Source organism: Gordonia sp. 852002-10350_SCH5691597, from assembly GCF_001665715.1.
GTDB classification, from domain to species: domain Bacteria; phylum Actinomycetota; class Actinomycetes; order Mycobacteriales; family Mycobacteriaceae; genus Gordonia; species Gordonia sputi.
On record NZ_LZMO01000250.1, the window covers coordinates 1 to 17,246 of the forward strand.

15 protein-coding genes are annotated in these 17,246 nt (G+C 65.0%); 6 read left to right on the forward strand and 9 right to left on the reverse strand.

The genetic code is table 11. The annotated features are described in order from the left end of the window. The 3 genes from A5777_RS18335 to A5777_RS18345 form a co-directional block, all read left to right on the forward strand. A partial coding sequence (locus A5777_RS18335; RefSeq protein WP_064863737.1) for an IS1380 family transposase occupies positions 1–949 on the forward strand: 949 nt, incomplete at its 5' end. 94 nt (positions 950–1,043) lie between these two features. Further along, a complete protein-coding gene (locus A5777_RS18340) occupies positions 1,044–1,223 on the forward strand; it encodes a hypothetical protein (protein WP_064863738.1) in 180 nt (59 codons plus the stop codon). Continuing rightward, the gene (locus A5777_RS18345) at positions 1,213–2,109 is read left to right on the forward strand and encodes a hypothetical protein (RefSeq protein ID WP_064863739.1); all 897 of its coding nucleotides are present in this window, start codon (positions 1,213–1,215) and stop codon (positions 2,107–2,109) included. Before A5777_RS18340 ends, A5777_RS18345 begins: the two co-directional genes overlap by 11 nt. Positions 2,110–2,224: 115 nt before the next feature. On the opposite strand, the gene gjpA is transcribed toward A5777_RS18345, so the two are convergent. Next, positions 2,225–3,916: an outer membrane porin GjpA gene (gene gjpA, locus A5777_RS18350; RefSeq protein WP_064863740.1), complete on the reverse strand. Its 1,692-nt coding sequence runs from the start codon at positions 3,914–3,916 to the stop codon at positions 2,225–2,227. Between the two features lie 388 nt (positions 3,917–4,304). Here gjpA and A5777_RS18355 point away from each other — a divergent pair, with 388 nt between their 5' ends. Both A5777_RS18355 and A5777_RS18360 read left to right on the forward strand, forming a co-directional pair. Beyond that, the gene (locus tag A5777_RS18355) at positions 4,305–6,155 is read left to right on the forward strand and encodes a fatty acyl-AMP ligase (RefSeq protein WP_064863741.1); all 1,851 of its coding nucleotides are present in this window, start codon (positions 4,305–4,307) and stop codon (positions 6,153–6,155) included. Between the two features lie 133 nt (positions 6,156–6,288). After that, a complete protein-coding gene (locus tag A5777_RS18360) occupies positions 6,289–7,191 on the forward strand; it encodes a hypothetical protein (RefSeq protein WP_197502416.1) in 903 nt (300 codons plus the stop codon). 58 nt (positions 7,192–7,249) lie between these two features. Here A5777_RS18360 and A5777_RS18365 read toward each other — a convergent pair whose 3' ends face one another. Together A5777_RS18365 and A5777_RS18370 are read right to left on the reverse strand one after the other, a co-directional pair. Beyond that, complete coding sequence (locus A5777_RS18365) at positions 7,250–8,848, reverse strand: YibE/F family protein (RefSeq protein WP_064863743.1); 1,599 nt, start codon at positions 8,846–8,848, stop codon at positions 7,250–7,252. A 21-nt stretch (positions 8,849–8,869) separates the two neighbouring features. Beyond that, positions 8,870–10,357, reverse strand: a complete 1,488-nt coding sequence (locus tag A5777_RS18370) for an LLM class flavin-dependent oxidoreductase (protein ID WP_269447012.1) — start codon at positions 10,355–10,357, stop codon at positions 8,870–8,872. Positions 10,358–10,435: 78 nt separating this feature from the next. Here A5777_RS18370 and A5777_RS18375 point away from each other — a divergent pair, with 78 nt between their 5' ends. Then, positions 10,436–10,936: a mycothiol transferase gene (locus A5777_RS18375; RefSeq protein WP_064863745.1), complete on the forward strand. Its 501-nt coding sequence runs from the start codon at positions 10,436–10,438 to the stop codon at positions 10,934–10,936. 46 nt (positions 10,937–10,982) lie between these two features. Here the strand turns inward: A5777_RS18375 and A5777_RS18380 are convergent, their stop codons facing one another. The 6 genes from A5777_RS18380 to A5777_RS18405 all read right to left on the reverse strand — a co-directional run bounded on the left by A5777_RS18380 (position 10,983) and on the right by A5777_RS18405 (position 17,158). Next, a complete protein-coding gene (locus A5777_RS18380; protein WP_064863746.1) occupies positions 10,983–11,402 on the reverse strand; it encodes a DUF6764 family protein in 420 nt (139 codons plus the stop codon). A gap of 176 nt (positions 11,403–11,578) precedes the next feature. After that, positions 11,579–12,193, reverse strand: a complete 615-nt coding sequence (locus A5777_RS18385) for a response regulator transcription factor (RefSeq protein WP_064863747.1) — start codon at positions 12,191–12,193, stop codon at positions 11,579–11,581. Then, entirely contained in the window at positions 12,190–13,293 is a 1,104-nt protein-coding gene (locus A5777_RS18390; protein ID WP_064863748.1) for a sensor histidine kinase, read from the reverse strand. Before A5777_RS18390 ends, A5777_RS18385 begins: the two co-directional genes overlap by 4 nt. A gap of 84 nt (positions 13,294–13,377) precedes the next feature. Beyond that, positions 13,378–14,184, reverse strand: a complete 807-nt coding sequence (locus tag A5777_RS18395; RefSeq protein ID WP_064863749.1) for an ABC transporter permease — start codon at positions 14,182–14,184, stop codon at positions 13,378–13,380. 52 nt (positions 14,185–14,236) lie between these two features. Beyond that, positions 14,237–15,181, reverse strand: coding sequence for an ABC transporter ATP-binding protein (locus tag A5777_RS18400; protein WP_064863750.1), 945 nt, complete (start codon positions 15,179–15,181; stop codon positions 14,237–14,239). A gap of 105 nt (positions 15,182–15,286) precedes the next feature. Continuing rightward, positions 15,287–17,158 (reverse strand): amino acid transporter, encoded by a 1,872-nt coding sequence (locus tag A5777_RS18405; protein WP_156528011.1) that lies wholly within the window; start codon positions 17,156–17,158, stop codon positions 15,287–15,289. Positions 17,159–17,246 lie beyond the last annotated feature (88 nt).

Here is a 17,246-nt window from a genome sequence, read left to right on the forward strand (position 1 = left end):
CATCGAGGTCCACGGCCCGGCCAAACAGGGCGCTGGGTTCGGCTACACCCGGGTACGGGGGCTCAACTCGGCGATCACCACCATCAGCACCGCCCACGGTGCACCGGTGATCGCTGCTCAACGACTACGCAAAGGAGCATGCAATTCCGCCCGCGGAGCCCATCGGTTGATCGCCGACACACTGGCTAGCGTGCGGCGTCTGCGGTCGACTGACGCGTCGGGGCCGGTGCTGGTGCGGGCGGATTCAGCGTTCTACGGTCACCGCGCCGTCAGTGCTGCGATCGGTGCCGGCGCCCAGGTATCGGTCACCGTGCGCCAAGACTTGCGGATACGTGCGGCGATCAGCGAGATCGCAGCCGATGCGTGGACAAAGATCGAGTACACCGACGCGATTCTCGACGCGGACACCGGACTGTGGATCTCACGTGCCGAGGTCGCCGAGATAGCGTTCACCGCGTTCACCTCCAAAGCCAAAGCGCTGCAGGTTCCCGGGCGGCTGGTGGTGCGCCGTATCCCCGACTTCCGACCCGAGGGCGACGGCCTGTTCGATGTGTGGCGATTCCACGCCTTCTTCACCACCAGCGACCTCGACACCGTCACCGCCGACAAGACCCACCGCGCCCACGCGGTCATCGAACAAGTTCACGCCGATCTCAAAGCCTCCGCGCTCGCGCATCTGCCGTCGGGAAAGTTCTGCGCGAACGCCGCCTGGCTGGTGTGTGCGGTCATCGCGTTCAACCTGACTCGTGCTGCCGCCAGCCTCAGCGGCGGGCGTCTGGCCAAAGCCACCACATCCACGGTCCGCCGCACCCTGATCTGCATTCCGGCGCGTATCGCGTCCTCAGCCCGGCGCATCACCATGCACCTACCCGCCCGATGGCCGTGGGAAACCGAATGGAACCTGTTGTTCGACAACACTATTCACCGAAGACCGCCAACCTGGCCCTAACCACCCCGGCCCAACAGCCTCGATCCCGAAACCCGGTGAAACAAGCCGACATCAGAGATCGGCAACTGACTCATGCCCGCCACCCAGGCCGAACGTGCTCAACACTTTTCACCACACCGCAAAAGCCGATCGGTGGATCGAGGTTAAGGGACAGTCGCGGGTGATCAGCGCCTACAGCCCGGTCACGGGAATGAGCTACGTCATGTCCTGCGGTCCGGAAGGTGGTGTCGTCGCCTGTCGCGGCGGCAACGACGCGGTGGTCTATGTCTACTGACCTGCGCGGTCTGGTCGGTGTCGTCGGACTGGTCACCGTGTGCGCTCTTGGCGTTTCGAGCTGTTCGACGACGGGTCGCGGTGACAACCAGATCACTCCGGTCACGGTGACGGTGACCGGTTCGACGACGTCGCAGACGTCTGCGTCGGTGCCGTCGAGTGCTCCTGTCGCGAACCCGCGGGCCCGCGGGTTCGCAGCGCTCGCCGCGCAGGTCGGAGTACCCGTCGGAGTTGCATTGGCCCCCGTTGGCCGAGGCGGCAGTGATCCGATTGTGTTGGGCGACAACACACCCCAGGTGGCATGGTCGACGATCAAGGTTCCGCTTGCTGTCGCGGCCGAGCGCGAGAACGGTCCGTCGGCCGCCGAATCGAACGCGATCATCAACTCCGACAACGCTTCTGCCGAGTCGCTGTGGTCGTCGCTGGGGAGCGATGCCGTCGCCGCTCGTAAGGTCACCGCGGTCCTGCGTGAGGGCGGCGACACTCAGTCGACCGTGCCCGCACAGAGGCTGCGCGCCGGATTCACGGTCTTCGGGCAGACCGTGTGGACGTTGCCTGCCGCCGCCACGTTCACCGCCCATCTGCCATGCATGCCGGGAACATCGCACGTCGTGTCGCTGATGGGACAGGTCGCAGGCAACCAGCAGTGGGGCATCGAGGTGATGTCGACGCCGAAATCGACTGCCGTGAAGGGCGGTTGGGGTCCGGGTGTCGATGGCTCCTACCTGGTCAGGCAGATCGGACTCATCACGTCCTCCGACGGACGTCAGACCGCCGTCGCCATGAGTGCCGCAGGTGGCTCGATGTCGGGAGGCATCGCCGCGCTCAACACGATCGGTAATTGGCTCAACCGCAACGTCGCTCGGCTTCCCCGCGGTACCTGCTGAAGGTGTAGTGCGGGCCTTTCGCATCCATCCCTCGGCGGTAAGGCAACGAGCGGAGCGCCGGACCCGGTGGCGGATCCGGCGCTCTGCCGTTGACGATGGCGGTGCGGTGGCGACCTCAGTCGGTACTGGCAGACGACGTAGAGTTGCCCGAGGTCGACGACGCGCCGCTCGAGTCGCCGGAGGTGCTCGACGTGTCCGAGGATGAACTGCTTTCGGCGTCCGCAGAGCCCGTGGCGTTCACAGAGCTGGTGGTGTGAGCGTCGGTGCCGGAGTTCGACGTCGACGATCCGCTGGACGTGGAGCTCTGAGTCGAGTCCGAAGAACTACCGGTCGATGACGAGGCCGGGGCGGTCGACGAACTCGACGAGGTGGATTCCTTTGCCTCGGAGGAGTTCTGGACTTCGCTGGACGAGCCCGTCGGCGCCGAACTCGATTGCGTCTCTACGACTTCGGCCTGCGCCGACTCGGTCGTTACCGGCGCAGTCTTCTCGGACTGGGCCTTCTCAGCATCGACCTTCTCTGCATCGACCTTCGCCGAATCGACAGAGTTCGGCGCGACGCTTGTCATCGCGACGGCGGCTGCGGTCTTGGCGGGATCCGGCGAGGGGGTTGTTGTCTCGGAATCCTTCTTGCCCAGCAGTGTGTCGGCGAGCTTCTGAATGGCCGCAGCCCAATTGTCGGCGGCATCGTCGGAGATGGTCGGGAACTCCACACCGGCTAGCGGCGGGACGGGCTTGCCGCTCTTGCCATCCCAGCCATCACCGAGAAGGGCGCCGACGGTTTGGGAAACGCCTTCCAACGCGCCGATCGGACCGATGGCCTGCCCGGGAATGCCAATTTCGATCCCATTGAGATCGACCCCCAGACCGATGCTGTTGAAGATCGACCCGCCCGGTGCGGGGATCTTGTTGTCGGGGTTGTCGGGGTCGACGGGGCCATCGTAGGAGCCTCGTCCCACCGAACCGGGAGTGAACAGTCCTCCGAACGCGATGTCGAGGGAGTTGAGCTTGGTGGTTCCCAAGAGGCCGCTGTCGTTGATGAGTGGAGTGAGGGCTGTGAGATCGAGTGTGGCACCGTTGAATACCGCTCCGACGACGTTGGCAGGAGCCGAGAACACGTCGGAGAAGACAGCATCGGGATTGCCAGCTTGGATCGCGGCGGCGATGGCGATGCCGCTGTTCAGGACTGCGACGGCCGGGCTGATCACTGGACCGACGAGGCCCATGAGCACGCCACTCATCGGTGACGTCAGCACGTTCATGACTGCGGTGATTACTTCTGGATCGATCGATCCACCCGCGGGTAGAAGCGACGGAAGCAGCCCGAGGACGAGACCGTGCAGGCCGTCGACACTGTGGTTCTTCATGGTGTCGAGCGCATTACCAGCCACGCCGATCCCGGTGACGCCGCTGATCACGGCTTCGAGGTTGGCGCGCATCTTCTTGAGGACGTCGTCGGCCTGTGACGGATCGTTCAGAACGTCGTTGAGGTACTTCGACTGGTTGGCGATGATCTGTTGCAGTGGCAGCCCGGGAGCCAGGAAGTAGTTATGGGCAAGAGTCGCAGCGTTTTTCGATGCCTCATTGAAGGCGTCGATATACGGCTCGAGTGGCTTCCAGTCGGCGGCGAGACGCACGGTCGCTTCGGTGGTGGCCTTGTACGCGGTGGGCACCTCGGAATGGACGCCGGGTGCAACGGCCATGACGCTCGCGCCTGCGATGGCGACACCAGCGGCAACCCACGCGCGGGGGGCTTTTTTCGGAACTTCGATATCGCCTTGCAGGGCGATGGGAGCGGAACGCTGCACGGACTCTCCTCGGGGACGTGTGCAAGAACTTGAGTGCAGTCTGAACGTAGAGCCAGAGCGAGCTGAGAGAGGGCCTTTTCGGTAAATTTGCTTTTGTACACGAACCATTAACTGGGCTCGTTTGGTGTCGTTAGATCATTAAAGAACCAGCTCAGCGCGCTGTAATCGCTTGCGATAGTTAGTCAAAGATTCGCGATAGCGTGGTACTGAAGAGTAGGTTTCGGTGTCGTAGTGGGCGTGGAACCTGAGAAAAGCGGCATCCTGCAACCGATGCTCGGGTAATGTCCCTCGCGCCCGACGGCCCGGACGGAATGCGAACGATGGGTCGTCGTCTTACGGGGCCGCGGACTCGACGCGGCGCCGAGATCACGATCGACGAAGGTGGCCGATGTCCAAGCACGCAAAACTCACCGAAGACACTCTGCTCGAACTGCTTCGGCAGCGGGCGGATCGGTACGCCGACAAGGTGGCATTTGACTTCTCGTACAACGGCGACGGCGAGAAAGCGAGTGTGCTGACCTACCGTGATCTGGATTACAGGGCGCGCGCGATCGCTGCCGAGTTGCAGAGTAAGGGTGCGGCAGGCGAGCGCGTACTGGTGCTCTGTCGACCCGGATTAGACCATATCGCAGGCTTTTTCGGATGTGTCTATGCCGGCGCGGTCGCGGTTCCGGTGCACGAGCGATTGGCTCCGCGACTGTCTTCGGTCGTGCCGGATGCGCGCGCACGTTTCGCGCTGGGAGTGTCGGAGACGCAGCCGGCCATCAAGACGATGCTCGACACGCTCGGCGAGGGCGGCGACCTCACCTGGGGTCTGATGGACGTGGTCTCGGCGGATGCCGACGACTGGGTCGCGCCGAACATCGACGCGACTACGGTCGCGATGATCCAGTACACGTCCGGATCGACCACGACGCCGAAAGGCGTTGTCCTCAAACATGACAACCTGATGCGGAACATGGAGGCGATCCGATCGTCGTGGGAGGGCTCAGACTCCGACGTCGGCGCCTTTTGGCTTCCGTCTCATCACGACATGGGGTTGATCGGCGGGGTGCTGTCGATGATCTATCTCGGTTGCACAGCACATTTCATGTCGCCGACGGCGTTCATCAAACGGCCGATGGCATGGATGGAACTACTCTCCTCGTGTGCCGCGACCTACACCGTTGCGCCCAATTTCGCCTACGAGTTGTGCGTCGAACACAGCACCTCCGAAGAACGTGCAGCACTTGACCTTTCGAGGCTGCACACCGCGATGAATGGCGCTGAACCCGTGCAGGAGGCAACCCTGCGGCGGTTCGCCGGAGCCTTTGCGCCCGCGGGATTCGCGCGCGAGGCATTCTCTGCGGTCTACGGTTTGGCTGAAGCGACGCTTCTCGTTTCCGGTCGGCCCGGTTCGGCGCAGCCTCGCGCGATGCATCTCGATCGTGAGGTGCTCGCCGAAGACAGAGTCGTCGAGCGCGACGACCCGGCGGGTGCGATGACTGTTGTCGGGTGTGGCGAGCCACGCGCAGGCGAGGTGGTGATCGTCGACCCAGTGACGCACGTGCAGTGCGGAGAGGGAAAGGTCGGCGAGATCTGGTGTGCGGGTACGAGTGTCGGGGCGGGATATTGGCGCAGGCCCGAGGAGACGGAGCACACTTTCGGCGCGTCGATTGCCGACACCGGGGCAGGGCCGTTCCTACGCACCGGCGATCTCGGATTTCTGCGTGACGGCGAGTTGTTCGTCACCGGTCGGTGCAAAGACCTCGTCGTCATCCGCGGTGGCAATCACTATCCCAACGACATCGAATTCACCGTGCAAGGATGCCACGCATCCCTGACATCCGGTCGTGGCGCGGCGTTCGCGTTCACGCCGGGATTGCGCGCGGTCGAACGACTTGTCATCGTCCAGGAGGTGGACGTCGACCACCGTGGTGTGGGCTCACTCGATGCGGACGCCCTCGCCGAGATCATCGAGAGCGTGCGTGTTGTGGTTGCCGATCGATACGGCGTCGATCCTCATTCGGTGTTTCTCGTCGAGCCGCAGTCGATTCCGACGACATCGAGCGGCAAGATCCAACGTGGGCGGTGTCGCGAGTTGTTCCTCGACGATTCTCTGTCTCCGGTCGCTGTGTGGCAGACGCCCTCGGCCGCCGACGACGTGGCGCGAGCGAAAGAACTCGAGAGGGCTGTTGCCGGTGCCGAACTGGTGCGGCTCGCGGTCGCGTCGGGCAGGGGCGTCGGGCAGCCCTCCTGACAGCCACGCCACGCCCGTGCACGGTGGTGTTCCTCGGTGCTGGCCGGGTGTGACCGAGTTGTGACGCCCTCGGGGTCGCTTGGGGCGCGACCGGGCCGTAACGTCTGTTACTCAAGTGAGTAGAGGGACAGATGTGACTATTTCGAAACGACTCTGCGTGCTGATCGCCGTCGCGGTGACGACGATCGTCCTCGGTGCAGGGAGCGCGCATGCGGCCCCGCCCCGGTTTCGACCGCCGCCACTACCCGAGCCGATTGCGACGTGGCTGCGTCCGCCGGTACCTCCGGCGAAGAGGCTCGCAGACAGCTGGGCGGTTGCGCAGAAGTCGATTCGTAAGTCGATTCCCGGCCAAATCGGAGTGTCGTTGGTACCCGTCGGGTCCGACGCCGCACAGTCGTTCGGGTCGCTCAAGACGGGGCGGGCGTGGTCGACCTTCAAGGTTCCCGTCGCGCTGGCAGCCGAGCGCAAGAACGGTGCATCGATCCTCGCCAAGGAGGACAAGGCGATCACCTTCTCCGACAACGACGCCGCAGGCGACCTCTGGGGATCGCTCGGCGGCGGCAGGGCATCGGTCGACGCGGTGACCGCGGTGCTGCGCGAAGGCCATGATGTGACGACTCGGGTGAGTTCGGAGATCGATACTCCGCGTTCGTATCCGGGCTATACACAATGGGCGCTGGCCGATCAGGCGCGTTTCGGGGCGCACCTGCCGTGCATGCCGAACACCAAGAACATCCTCGACCACATGGGTTCGGTGGCGCCGAATCAACGGTGGGGCATCGCTGATCTCGGTCCCAAGCAGCACGCGGTCACCGCGGTGAAGGGTGGTTGGGGGCCTGCCACCGATGCGGCACCTGGTTATCTGGTGCGCCAGCTCGGCCTCATCGCGACCGATCAGGGGGAGGTCGCGGTCTCGATGGCTGCTCGTCCGACGAGCGGAACATTCGAGGACGGCACAAAGATGCTGACCAAGGTCGGCGACTGGCTCGGCCGGAACTTCACATTGATTCCTGCGGGGAAGTGTCCCGCCCTCTGAACGGCGCACACTCGGCAGTCTGAGGCGCACGGCAGTCTGGGGCGCCCGGTCGGCGGTGTCAGTCTGGCATGGAGTGGCGACCGGTGCGCGGAGGTGACGGGTCGACGCCCCGGTCGTGGGGGCTCGGTAGCTCATGTGCCTTGTGGGGTGCGGCACGGGATGCCGACTCGGTTGGGGGATGGTCGTTGACGGGCCGCCCGTTGTCGATGCGACGGGTTGCGCGCACCGAGGCGTCTGGCGCGCCGGACGTCGTGCGTGTTCCCCGTCCCACTGCGCCGGACTGCGTGCGCCCCGGCTTCGCCGCACCGGAATGTGTGCGCGCCGGCTCCACCGCGCGCGGCGTCGGATGGGTGAGGGCGGCGGCGATCGCTGTGGTCAGCGGCACCGACAGCGCGATGGCGATGCCGCCGACGAACGATCGGGCGAGTTCGACGGCGACCGCGTCGGTGGTCAGCAGCGACGAGAACGGTTGTCGCGCAACGGAGAACAGGAGGAGAAGCGGTAGCGCGCTGCCCGCGTACGCGAAGACGAGGGTGTAGACGGTGCTCGCTATGTGGTCTCGGCCGACGCGCATCGCGGCCCGGAAGGTCGCGAGTCTCGTCGGCTCTCCCGCGCCTGCGAGTTCGAATGCCGCTGATGCCTGGGTGATCGTGACGTCGTTGAGAACGCCGAGGGTGCCGATGATGAATCCGGCGAGCAGCAGGCCGCTGATCGAGATGCTGCCCTGGTAGACCTGCAAATTGGTGGTCTGGTCGCCAGACAAGCCGGTGAGGTGCATGGTCCTGATGGCCAGCCAACTCAGCACGCCCGCGAGCACGAGTGAGCTCAACGTGCCCAGGAGCGCCGAACTCGTCCGCAGGCTGATGCCGTGCGCCAGATACAAGACGACGAACAGGATCGCGGCCGAGGACACCACGGCCACCGCGACGGGCGACTCACCGTCGAGAATCGCGGGCAAGGTGAATACGCCGAGGACAGCGAAGGCGAAGACGAGGCCGATGATCGACCGCAAGCCACGCCAGGCCGCAACCAGGACCACCGCGCCGACGAACAGCACCGCCCAGATCAGTGTCGGTATCCCGCGCGCGAAGTCGAAGAACGTGTAGCGCGGCGCGCCGTCGGGGCCCGGTACCGTGCTCAGCCGGATGGCGTCGCCGGGGGAGAGTGACGGTTGGCCCGCCTGCGGTTCGTCGAGGGTCGACGGGTCGGGTGCGACACTGTCCGGGCCGCTGCCGGCCTGCGCCCGATTCGTCGGGATCTCGAGCAATGTGTATTTGCCTGAGTCGCTTCCAGATTCGAGCTTGACGGTGTTCTCGATGCACGGGCCGTTCGGCGTCGGCGTTGTGCCGAAATCGGGCGAATCCTGCGCCGTTCCGACGAGCTGGTTGAGGCAGGGGCCACGCGATTGCCCGACCACTTTGCCCGACACCGTCGTGATCGCCCCGCCGTCTGCGCCTCGGAACTGCGGCGGAATCGGATGGCTCCCACCGGACGGCCACAGCAGCACCATGCCGACGATGACGGCGATACCGGCGATCGTCAGCGTGACGACGACGAATCGTTTCGCGAACGGAGACAAAGCCGCCGGGATCTCCGACAGCGAATGGCTGTGCGAGTGTCCGACGTGTGTGCGGTGGGGTCCGGGATCGCGACTCACCCCGCCACAATAGGCGGCGAGTCAGCTCGGTGTGGCGCCGACGGCGTCGACTCGTGCCGCCACGTCACGGACCGAGTCGTCGATGGTCGATCCCTTGCCGCCGACGCGGTACGACGCTCCGCGGTGGTTGTCCGGAAGCAGGTCGCCGCGTCCGAACAGCTTGTTGCGCAACGTACCCGGCACGTACTCCCGTCCGTAGGCACCTCGCCGCTCCAGTGCGGGCACCACGTGGGTGATGACGTCGGAGAAGGTGCCGGGCGTCACGGCATATGCGAGGTTGAAGCCGTCGACGTCGGTGTCGGCGGCCCAGTCGAGAAGAGCCCCTGCAACCTCGTCTCCCGACCCGATCAGCACCGGACCCATTCCACCGATGCCACCCCACGCAGCGATGTCGCGCACCCGCCACTGCTCGCCGGTGTCGGATGCCTGCTGGAAGGCGGCCACCGCCGACTGGATCGCGTTACTCGCCACGTTGCCGATCGGTTCGTCGAGGTCATACGACGCGAGGTCGATGCCCATCCAGCCCGACATGAACACCAGTGATCCCTCGTCGCTGGCGAGTCGCTGATACTCGGCCGCCTTGGCGCGTGCGGCTTCCGGCGTGGCGTCGGTGATGATCGTCAGGAGCGTGTAGATCCGTGCGTCGTAGGGATCGCGACCTGCGAGGACGAGTTCGTCGCGGATCTTGGCGACGGTGTCGCGGAGGATCTGCTTGGTGGGAGCCGCGACGAAGATGGCTTCGGCGTTCTGGGCGGCGAAGCGTCGGCCGCGAGGTGAGGCCCCCGCCTGGTAGATGACCGGCGAGCCCTGTGGTGACGGCTCGGACAGGTGAGTGCCCGGCACGGTGAAATGCTTACCGCGGTGTCCGACGTGGTGCACTTTCGACGGGTCGGCGAACACCCCGGAGGTGCGGTCGCGGAGTACCGCGTCGCGCTCCCACGAGCCCTCCCAGAGCTTGTAGAGCACCGTCAGGTATTCGTCGGCGTGGTCGTAGCGGTCGTCGTGCGCCAGCTGATCGTCGTCGCCCATGTTGCGTGCTGCCGACGGCAGATAGCCGGTCACCACGTTCCAGCCGATCCGGCCCTTGGTGAGATGGTCCAGCGTCGACAATCGGCGCGCGAACGGATACGGATGCTCGAATCCGGTGCCCGTGGTGATCCCGAAGCCGAGGTGCTCCGTCGCGTGAGCCATTGCCGACACCAGCAACAGCGGGTCGTTGACAGGAATCTGCGCGCCCTGCCTGATCGCGGCTTCGTCTGTGCCCGCGTAGACGTCGTAGGTGCCTAGTACGTCGGCGATGAACAGGCCGTCGAATCCGCCCGTTTCCAGGAGCCGGGCCAACTCGACCCAGTAGTCGAGTGTGTTGTAGTCCCACGATCGATCCGCGGGGTGACGCCATAGACCCGGCGATTGGTGGGCGACGCAATTCATGTCGAATGCGTTGAAGCGGATGGGTCGCGGCGTGCTAGCCCGCGAGCTGGAGGCGGAAACGTGATGGCTGTCAGACACTCGGCTGATCGTCCGGCCTCACGTCGGGTCACGCCAGGTTTGTGCGCACCGCGGGCCAAAGGGGTACGAATGGTTGGCATGAACGCCTCGGAAGTTCTCCTCGACGGATTGGGCCGCATCAAAGACGGGGTACACGGTGTCCTCGACGGGATCGACGAAGAGCGACTGGGCCTCACTGTGGCACCGGGAGCCAACACCATTGCCTGGCTGATCTGGCACCTCACCCGAGTCCAGGACGCGCAGATCGCCGATGTCGCCGACTTCGACCAGGTCTGGATCAGAGATGGCTGGTACGAGAGTTTCGCCCTGCCGTTCGACAAGGAGGCCACCGGCTACGGGCAGTCGCCCGAACAGACGCGACGCGTAGTAGCCGAACCCGACCAGTTGCTCGGCTACTACGACGCCACACACGACGCATCGGTCGCCTACCTCACGACGCTCGACGACGCCGACCTCGACCGGATCGTGGACGAGCGGTGGGATCCTCCCGTCACGCTCGGCGTCCGATTGGTCAGCATCGTCGACGACGACGCGAAACACCTCGGGCAGGCCGCCTATCTCCGTGGACTACACCTGTGACACCGCCGGGCGTAGGCGGTCACAGGTGAGTGAAAGACGTTCTGGCTCAGGGCTTCCAGCAGCCCTTGAGGGTTTGGAAGTCGCCTGCGAACGAGGTGCCGCCGGTGCAGGTGGGTCCGTTCTTGCCGTCGACGACGACGGTGGCACCCGGTCCGGCGATGCCGATCGCGAGTCCCGGTTTGATACCCGTCATCGTCACTGATGCCTTGGGCCCCACCGCAATTGCTGCGGGACCGGCGTAGTTGTCTGCCTTGGACGACGCGGTGCCGCCGCTGTCGACGACCGCCAGGCTCAGTCCTGTGGGGCCGGAATCTGCTGTGCAGCCAGGCATTGTCGAGCTCTGTCCTGGGAGAGCCGGACAGATCGTGGGTGCGGCAGCGGCGTCGGGTGCCGCGGCGAATGCGATCGCTCCCGCGCCTGCCGTTGCGACCAGTGCACCCAATGCGATTCGGGCCGTATTCCGCATGTGAAGCTCTTTGCTTGCCAGTGTTCGGTGTGTCGGTGGATGAGCACCAGCGATTCGGAGCAGGTGTGGACCGCGGATGGGAACCGTCGCGCAGAAAGCTACGCCTCTCGGTGCCTTCGTACGTACCGGTACATGCGAGGTGCCCGTGGGGTGCAACTTTCTGCGCGCAGAAGACGTCAGATCCAGCCGCGATCACGCGCGATATGCGCGGCCTCGCCGCGCGTGCTCGCACCGGTTTTCCCGATGGCCGACGACAGGTGGTTGCGCACGGTGCCCGCGGACAGGTGGACCTGCGCCGCGATCGTCGCCACCGTCGCGCCGGACAGCGCGGCACGCAGCACGTCTGTTTCGCGCGACGTCAACGGATTGTCGCCACTGGCAAGGCTTTCCGTCGCGAGCGTCGGATCGACGACGCGCAGTCCCGCATGCACGCGTCGGACGGCATCGGCGAGTTGGGCTGCGGGAGTGTCCTTCACGACGAATCCCGATGCTCCCGCGTCGATCGCGCGACGGAGGTAGCCCGGGCGGCCGAACGTCGTGACGATCAACGAGCGCACGTCCGGGAGGTGTGTCCGAATCGCGGCAGCGGCCTCGATGCCGTCGGCTCCGGGCATTTCGATGTCGAGCAGGCAGACCTGCGCGCCGGATTCGCGGGCGGCGTCGACCACCTCGTCGCCTCGGCCGACCTGGGCGACGACCTCGAGATCGGGTTCGAGGTCGAGCAGTGCGGCGAGCGCGCCCCGAACGAGCGCCTGGTCGTCGGCGAGGAGTAGTCGGATCGAGTCGGTCATGAGATATGTACCCGCACTGTCGTTCCCGTTGGATCGGAGTCGAAGTGTACTGTGCCGCCGGCAGATTCGACGCGCTCGCGCAGTCCGCGCAGCCCGTTGCCGTGCTCGGCGTCGCCCAGGCCTGCACCGTCGTCGTGAACGGACATCGACGATTCGTCGATCAGCACCTCGCAGTGCTGTGCTCCGCTGTGTCTGACGACATTGGTGACGGCCTCGCGCAGCACCCAGGCGAAGAGTTCGGCGTGTTCGGTGTCGACGGTCGGCTCTGGCAACGTGGCCGCGATGCCCGCCGCGTGCAACGCGCTGTCGACCCCGGCGATGGTGTCGGGCAGATCGGGTGTGCGCATGCGACCGACGGTTGTGCGCACCTGTGCGAGCGCATCGCGTGTCAACTGATTGATCTCACCCAGTTCTCGTTGCGCGCGTTCCGGATCGAGTTCGACGAGCCGCTGTGCGAGTTCGGTTTTCACACTGATGACCGTGAGCGAATGGCCGAGGATGTCATGGACGTCGCGCGCCACACGCTCGCGTTCTGCGACGACGGCCAGCCGTGCGTCGAGTTCTCGTCGACGTTCCTCCTCGCGTTCGCGCTCTCCTTCGCGCACCGCGACGGCTCGAAATCCGAGCATGGTCAGTCCGACGGCCAGCAGGACGAGCACGATGCTGGCATCGGTGTGCCACCCGAAGAGACGGGGGACGGCAACCGACGCAACGACGACGGTGCCGACGCAGATCAGCGCCCACCGCGTCGGAAAACAGAAGGCGGCGACGACCATCAGGAATGGCGCTGCACCGAAGGCGTTCTCGCCGATGATCGGCAGTAACCCCACCATCAGGAGCGCGAGCAGCACGAACAAGGGCACGCCACGCAGATCGGTCGCTGAGCGGCCGGTGAGCAGGTACACGCTGGCCCACAGGTAGGACAGCGCGAACAGCGTCAGGAGGGCGAATCCGATCGCCTTTGTCGCGGGCGAGTGATCGGAGGTGGCCACCGCGCCGATCGGGTAGGCGAGAAAGATCAGCCAGACAGCGGTGAACACCCAGCGCAGATTGCGCCAGGGTGCCACCGCGTCAGCCTTGAGGCCAAACCGCTGTGCCATCACGCACTCTCGACCGTCATGGGCGATGTTCTCCTGCTGTTCCGTCGTCGGCTTACTGGCTCACTGGCTCCCTGGCCCGCTGACTCACTGGCGCTGTGTACTGCGACTGTAGAAGACCGCGGCGGCGATCGAGAACACTGCGGCCCAGAAGACCAGATTGGCGATGGCGACCCAGAGTCCGATGTGCGTGCCGTAGACGGTCACCCCGTGGTCGAGGGGGTAGCGGGCCAACGTCACGACCCCGAACATCGGCGTGAACTGGGAGATGGTCAGCATGGTTCCCTTGAGTGGGACGAAGACGTTGCCCGCGAAGGCGAGGAGTGCCAGTACGCCACCCATCACCTGCATCGCACCGTCGGACCGCATCAGGCTGCCGACCGCCAGGCCGAACGCCGCGAACACCGACGCCCCGATCCACCCGAGCAGCAGGCACGCGATCCAGACACCGAAGGGTGAGTGTGCGCCGGTGGCGATGCCCGCGATGCAGAGCACCGCGATGGGCAGTGCACCCATCGCAAGGGCCACACCGATTTTCGTCGCCACGTAGCCCGCGGGTTGTAGCGGCGTCATCATGAGCGTTCTGGTCCACCCGGCTTGCTGTTCGATCGCGACCGATGCGGCGTTCGTGGCTGCGGCCAGGATCGCTCCGTAGACGGCCATGCCGATGAGGACGTAGAAGGCGACGTTGCCGGATCCCACTGCATCGCTTGTCTTCTGGGTTGCACCGAAGACCAGGTAGAGCAGGGCTGGCATCGCGACGGTGAAGATCATCGCGCGATGATTGCGCATGACGCGACGGATGTCGAGCCGGAGATAGGTGGGTGAGGCGAAGAACCCGCGAAGGGAGTCCGATCCGGTCGTTCTCGGTGCGTCGGCAGTATGCACGTTCATGGTGGGAGCCTTTCGGTGTGCTGGGGTTGGGCGGCTGTGAGGTTCGTGGTGGTCAGTCGGTGGTGAGCGCGATGAAAGCGTCTTCGAGGTTGTGGGTCGCGACCTCGAGCTCACGAGCGTCGGTCGCGGTCAGCAGAAACCTCGCGAGTGCATCGGAATCGCTGGCGGACAGATAGATTCGTCCGCCTCGACGCTCGACCACCTCAAGATCGGGAATGGCCGCACCCACTGCGGCGATACCGGTGTCGTCGACGATTGCCGACACCACCCGTCGGCTGGCGACATTGCGGATCTCGGCGGTCGAACCGTCGGCAACGACGCGTCCGTGCGAGACCATCACGATGCGGTCGGCGAAGTCGTCGGCCTCCTCGAGGTAGTGAGTGGCGAAGACGACGGTGCGACCGGCACCGGCATCCGCACGAATCGCCGACCAGAAGGTGCGTCGTGACTCCACATCCATTCCGGCGGTCGGCTCGTCGAGCACGATGAGGTCTGGGTCGGGCAGCGTCGCCAACGCGAACTTGAGGCGTTGCTGCTCGCCACCCGAGCACCGGGAAACCTTGCGCCCGGCGATGTCCGAGATGCCGGCGCGAGCCATTGCTGATTCGACGTCGCGCGTGCGCCCGTGTAGATCCGCGACGATGCGCATGGTCTCTTCGACCGTGAAATCGGGGAGCAGACCGCCGCTCTGCAGAACCGCGGCGACCCTACCTGTCCGTGCGGCCTTCCTGGCCGACAAGCCATAGACCTCGACGGTGCCCGAATCCGGTTGTGTCAGGCCGAGAACCATGTCGAGTGTCGTGGTCTTGCCTGCGCCGTTCGGCCCGAGGAAGGCCACGACCTCGCCCTGGCGGATCGTCAGGCTGAGGTCGTCGACGGCGGTGACCTGAGAACCGTTGCCGCTGCGGAAGGTCTTCGTGACACCGTCGATGACGAGTGCCGGCACGGTGTGTGTTGGCGCCGATGTGCGAATCGCGGTGGGGTCGGTGTTGTTCATGACATCAAGAGTCGCCCCGCGCGAAGGTCCACACACAGAGCAGATGTCATGTTTCGCCCATGACAATCGTCATGGGCCGGGCACTGAGATGTTGGTGTCGGGGAGTCAGCCGACGTGTACGACCGGTCGTTGGCTGATTTCCGGCTCGGCCCGTCGGACGACCTCTCGCGTGACCGCCGCAACCTCGCCTTCACCGATGAACAAGAACCGGAGGAGGTTGAGCAGCGGGTTGGTCTCGCTCCACTCGAAGTACACGTTGGGAACGATTCCGGTCCGTTCGCGGATGGCCAACAACGTGGCCGCGATCGTATTGGGCACCGCCGCCGAATCAACCCAGAGGATCCGGTATCCACCTTCGCGGTAGCGTCCGTGGATCAGGAGGTCGGTGGCGAATTCCGACGAGTCGGTCACGTTGACTTCGAGGAACACGATCTGATCGGCGTCGGGAATGTGGCTTTCGGCGCGTTGCTGCAGTTCTTTGTCGTGGTATTCGTGCAGCGACCGTTCGTCGGGGTCGTGGGTGACGATCTGTATCTCCCCGGAGGCCGCTGCCTCGTCGATGATGCGTTGTGCTGTCTCGTCGAAAGTGATGATGCCACTTCGCAATTCGAACGATCGGTTGATTCGGGAAGCAAACGACACGATCAGGATGGCCGCGATGAAGAATGCTGCCACCTGCACACCCTCGGGGCGTTCGATGATATTCGCGACGGTGGTGTAGATGAAGATCACCGAAATCGTGGTGAACATCAGCGTCAGTCGTCGAATCCTGCGTTTGCGCACCGAGAGTGTGACCGCGATGGCAGCGGACGTCATCAGAACCAGTACGCCGGTGGCGTATGCGCCGCCCTGTTTGTCGACGTTGGCGTCGAAATAGATGGTGACGCCGAAGGCGATGAGTGCGAAGACGACGACCAGCGGGCGGGTGGCGCGCGCCCAGTCCGGAGCCATGCCGTAGCGCGGCAGGTAGCGCGGCACCAGGTTGAGCAGACCGGCCATCGCCGACGCCCCGGCGAACCAGAGGATGAGGATGGTGCTGATGTCGTAGACGGTGCCGAAACCGCTGCCGAGGTAGTCGTGTCCGAGGTAGGCGAGCGCACGACCGTTGGCCTTGCCGCCGGGCTGGAACTCGTTCTCGGGTATGAGGATGGTGCACACCAGACTGCTCGAGATGAGGAAGACACTCATGATCAGTGCCGATGTGGTGAGGAGGCGTCGAGTGCCACGGATGCGGGTGATCGGATGATCGGGTGGATCGGCCGGTGAGCCGTCGACCTGCGGCATGACCGCGACGCCCGTCTCGAAGCCCGACAATCCCAGCGCCAGCTTGGGAAACACGAGAACGGCGATCGCGGCCACCATCCACGGATTGCCGTGCTCGGTGAACATCGCCGACTGCCAGTCGATGACGAGATGTGGAGCTTCGACGATGTGCCACAGCGCGGTCGCGATCACGACAACGTTGAGACTCAGATACACGACGACCAAGACGACCGCGATGGTGATCGCCTCGGTGAAGCCGCGCAGGAACACCGCGGCGAGCAGCGCGAGCAGGATCAGTGTGATCAGGACCGTGTGGTTGGAGAAGCCCCGTGGCACAAGGGGATTCTCGACGAAGTGGGCGGTCGCGTCCGCGGCCGACAACGTCATCGTGATCAGGAAGTCGGTTGCCGCGAAGCCGAGGAGGACGAGAACGAAGATCTTTCCGCCCCACTTGGGGAGCAGCCGTTCGAGCATCGCGATCGAGCCCTCGCCCTTGGGCGATTTCGCGGCGACATACCGATAGACGGGAAGCGCGCCGAAGAGCGTCAGCGCGACCAGCACCAATGTCGCGACAGGGGCGACGGGTCCCGCTGCGAGCGCAGCGATGCCCGGCTGGTAGCCGAGCGTCGAGAAATAGTCGACGCCGGTCAGGCACATCACCTGCCACCACCGGTGTGTGTGCGATTCTTCGCTCGGAATGCGGTGCGGTCCCATGAGGCCTGCGGGCTCCGGTGAGATATCGGAGAGCAGCCACTGCCGCATTCGGTGGTCGGAAACGTCGGAGCTCACTCGCAAACACTAA

Coding starts and splice junctions, on each gene's coding strand:
- A5777_RS18345 (WP_064863739.1), top strand. CDS start 1,213: ATGTCTACTGACCTGCGCGGTCTGGTCGGTGTCGTCGGACTGGTCACC.
- A5777_RS18355 (WP_064863741.1), top strand. CDS start 4,305: ATGTCCAAGCACGCAAAACTCACCGAAGACACTCTGCTCGAACTGCTT.
- A5777_RS18375 (WP_064863745.1), top strand. CDS start 10,436: ATGAACGCCTCGGAAGTTCTCCTCGACGGATTGGGCCGCATCAAAGAC.
- A5777_RS18380 (WP_064863746.1), bottom strand. CDS start 11,402: ATGCGGAATACGGCCCGAATCGCATTGGGTGCACTGGTCGCAACGGCA.
- A5777_RS18385 (WP_064863747.1), bottom strand. CDS start 12,193: ATGACCGACTCGATCCGACTACTCCTCGCCGACGACCAGGCGCTCGTT.
- A5777_RS18390 (WP_064863748.1), bottom strand. CDS start 13,293: ATGGCACAGCGGTTTGGCCTCAAGGCTGACGCGGTGGCACCCTGGCGC.
- A5777_RS18395 (WP_064863749.1), bottom strand. CDS start 14,184: ATGAACGTGCATACTGCCGACGCACCGAGAACGACCGGATCGGACTCC.
- A5777_RS18400 (WP_064863750.1), bottom strand. CDS start 15,181: ATGAACAACACCGACCCCACCGCGATTCGCACATCGGCGCCAACACAC.
- A5777_RS18405 (WP_156528011.1), bottom strand. CDS start 17,158: ATGGGACCGCACCGCATTCCGAGCGAAGAATCGCACACACACCGGTGG.